The following is a 3263-nucleotide window of genomic DNA, read 5'->3' on the forward strand; positions in this document are numbered from 1 at the left end:
ACTTGTGAGGACAATATGCTGGGAATTGGAAGTAAGTTGCCGCCGTTCGAAATCACAGGCGTGAAGCCCGGTTTTCACCTGCACGACGAGAGCGCGCAGAGCGCGTTCGAGCCGCTGACGAAAAACAGCTTCCCTGGGAAATGGAAGATCATTTTCTTCTACCCAAAGGATTTCACCTTCGTCTGCCCAACCGAGATCGCCGAGTTTGCCCGGCTGTCGAAGGATTTCGCCGACCGCGACGCGGTCGTGCTGGGCGGCTCGACCGACAACGAGTTCTGCAAGCTCGCTTGGCGACGCTCGCACAAGGACCTGCACCATCTGCCGATCTGGCAGTTTGCCGACACCAAGGGCGGGCTGGTCGATGGTCTTGAAGTGCGTTCGCCGGACGGCGTCGCCTATCGCTACACATTCATCGCGGACCCAGACAACACGATCCAGCATGTCTACGCGACCAACCTCAATGTCGACGGAAACCCGAAGGACACGCTGCGCGTGTTGGATGCTCTGCAGACCGACGAGCTCTGCCCCTGCAACCGCGAGATCGGCGGCGAAACGCTGAAGGTTGCTTGAGGCATGTTGCTGGAGGCATCATGTCGATTGAGCAATTGAAGAACCAATCCCCGATTTCAAGGACGTCAGACTCAACTTTGCGCGATGATGTGCGCGGACCTGACACGAGCGAGCACGCGGATCCTACATACGGCGATCGAGGGCGGCGGCCGGAGTTTCGCAAATCGGATCGTCGGACGGCTGCGCTCCAGTCAGCAGGCGCCGGCCACAGCGCGCGGCCTCGGTTTGAGGCTGCAACGACTGCTCCTCGGCCCAGTCGAACACCACAATGCTCAATGCGCCACTCCCCGCCGCGCTTGTCGAACAGGCCGCAACAGCGTCGACCGATCGGAACTGCCGCACGCGCCCATCCTTGCCGCCGCGCTGCATGACAAGGAAGCACGTCGCACAGCGCTCCGCGTCGGGCCGACGAGTTCTATCAATAATTGGCCGAACTGGTGGATATTGCGGGCGCGGCTTTTGAGCACTTCTCGCGCCGGGAGGCGGGAGCCCTCCGCAGGCCCGGAATAGATGCCATGCCGATCTATTGGGTGGGGTCAATAGGAGCGGCGCAGCATGGCCTTGCTGGCCCGGGCCATGCAGCGGCAGTACCGATAGATGCAGTTGCGGATCGCGACCCGGTCCAAAGGTTCCATTAGGATCGCTTCATTCAATCACCAACTATATCCCGTCTCTGTAGCTAGCACTCCCGTCCGAAAACACTGGCGAGAATGCCCCCTCTAGGAAGGCATGGCGTAAAAGCGAGTTCTGTGCGTCAAGTTCAGCAAAATTGATCATGGGGTCCGGCCAAGCCATCCCCTCGGAGCCGCCGTCGCTCGCCCCAAGCGCAGCGCTGGCGAGCGACGGCGGCGGAGAGGGGTGGCCCATCCCCTTGGTGGGCCTGAGCATCGTCAGGCCGCCCGGCGTAGTGTCTCCTTCTTGTGCTCCTTCAAGAGATCCATGTTCAGATAGCGATGGTCCTCGAGCCAGGCTTCGTGGCGCTCGACGGTCAGCGCCCGCACCAGCCTGAGGCAGCTCTCGGCATTGGGGAAGATTCGCACCACGTAGGTGCGCCGCCGGATCTCCTCGTTGAGGCGCTCCAGCATGTTGGTCGACTTCATGTGCTTGCGGTGCATCAGTGGCAGACGGCAGTAGGCGAGCGTCTCCTCGATGTTGTCCTCCACCCAGCCGGTGAGCTTGGGGTATTTGCCGCCCCATTTGGCAAGCCATGCCGCCAGATCGCGCCGCACCTCGCCAAGATCGCGCCGGTCGTACATCCAGCGGAGCTCGAGCAGGCAATCGTCGTCGACCTCTCGCAATGATGCCGTCCTCGCGCACCCGCTCATAGCGCGCATCCAGGATCAGATAGGGGAATGGCTCCTTGAGCTTGCGCTCGCAAAACGCCTTCAGCGACGCATCCAGCCGTTTGTTGATGGCGCTGATCGCCGAGGCCGAGAACGCATGCCCACAAGTTCTTCGGTGACTTGCTTGACCTTCCGCGTCGAGACGCCTTGCACGTACATCTCGGCCAAGGCCGCTACCAGCGCCTTCTCCGAGCGCTGGTAGCGCTCGAACAGCTCGGTCGAGAACCGCCCCTGACGGTCCTGCGGCACCTTCAGCTCGATCTTGCCGACCCGGGTGATCAGCGAGCGGGGATAGTAGCCGGAGCGATAGCCAAGCCGTCCCTCGCCGCGCTCTCCTTTCTCCGCACCCAGCGTCTCCGTCATCTCGGCTTCGAGAATTTCCTGCACCGCACCCTGGATCAGCGGCTTCAGGAACTCCTTGTCCGACCTCAACAACTCTTTGACTGCAGAGACGTCCGTCCTAATCTTCGTCACGGTCATGGCGGGTCCAAGCTCCTCTATGAGCGGTGATCTTCGCAATCACCGGACTTACCATGACCGCTCCAGCCTCTCAGGCTTTTGCAGAACCTTCCGCACACTACCTAAAAGCGCCAGCGGTTTGATTCTGATCAAGGAAGTGATCGAACTTTTTAGATAAACTAGCATCGTTCACTCAACCTCAATCGCGAGTTCACTTTGATCTGCAATAAACCCGGAAAACCGATCCCGATCATTAGGAGCACCTATGACAAAGGAAAATACAGCTGGATCCGATGGTCCGTTTACGCCTCCCGAATTGCTAAGATCATTTAATGAAATGCAAAGGAAGATGTCCGCAGTGGCAGCAAAGGAAGTATTGGGATTTGCAGCTTCCCGCCTACAGGACCAAGCCGACTACCTGACGAGTCTTGCCGGCTGCACAAGCTCTTCCGAAGCGCTCAAGTGCCAATGGGACTTCGCGCAGCGGTCGTGGTCGAAATCGCTCATTGACGGATGGAAAATGTTCGATAGCTTCAATGCAAAGAGGCAGTAATGGACTGCGGTTTGAGAGGTAACTTGTCGCGCTGAGGCGGGCTTACAATCAATATCGTCCCTCTATCGACCTGGCGCAGTCACGTTGCGATCGCAATCTTTTTTCTAACGGCGTCAGTATCCCTGCTAAACAGCGGAGCCAACGAGTCGTCCGTGAAGAAGCTCCCAAGTCATTGAGCGGGAGTCGAATTTTGGATCGGAGCGAGGGTCGGGATTGCAAGCTTTTTGGATTTGAAGGCCCGAAAGCTTGCAATTTGATTTCTGGGATTCCGTCGAATCGCGTGTCGTGATTCCGTGGTCGCAACGGAGGGGACGATGCGACCCAAGGAACGACGGGAC

At 58.9% G+C, this 3263-nt stretch carries 3 protein-coding genes and 1 pseudogene; 2 read left to right on the forward strand and 2 right to left on the reverse strand.

Annotation, left to right across the window (positions count from 1 at the left end; all coding sequences use genetic code 11):
• The first annotated feature begins 15 nt into the window (after positions 1 to 15).
• The gene (locus AAFX91_RS40180; protein ID WP_394570189.1) at positions 16 to 570 is read left to right on the forward strand and encodes a peroxiredoxin; all 555 of its coding nucleotides are present in this window, start codon (positions 16 to 18) and stop codon (positions 568 to 570) included.
• 123 nt (positions 571 to 693) lie between these two features.
• Here the strand turns inward: AAFX91_RS40180 and AAFX91_RS40185 are convergent, their stop codons facing one another.
• Together AAFX91_RS40185 and AAFX91_RS40190 are read right to left on the reverse strand one after the other, a co-directional pair.
• Positions 694 to 846: a hypothetical protein gene (locus AAFX91_RS40185; RefSeq protein WP_165421597.1), complete on the reverse strand. Its 153-nt coding sequence runs from the start codon at positions 844 to 846 to the stop codon at positions 694 to 696.
• Positions 847 to 1460: 614 nt separating this feature from the next.
• Positions 1461 to 2393 (reverse strand): annotated as a pseudogene (locus AAFX91_RS40190) (transposase).
• Positions 2394 to 2637: 244 nt separating this feature from the next.
• Here AAFX91_RS40190 and AAFX91_RS40195 point away from each other — a divergent pair.
• Positions 2638 to 2925: a hypothetical protein gene (locus AAFX91_RS40195; RefSeq protein ID WP_130232033.1), complete on the forward strand. Its 288-nt coding sequence runs from the start codon at positions 2638 to 2640 to the stop codon at positions 2923 to 2925.
• Positions 2926 to 3263: the final 338 nt, after the last annotated feature.

Origin of the sequence: Bradyrhizobium sp. 31Argb, assembly GCF_043638955.1 — a bacterium.
In the GTDB taxonomy this organism is placed as follows: Bacteria; Pseudomonadota; Alphaproteobacteria; order Rhizobiales; family Xanthobacteraceae; genus Bradyrhizobium.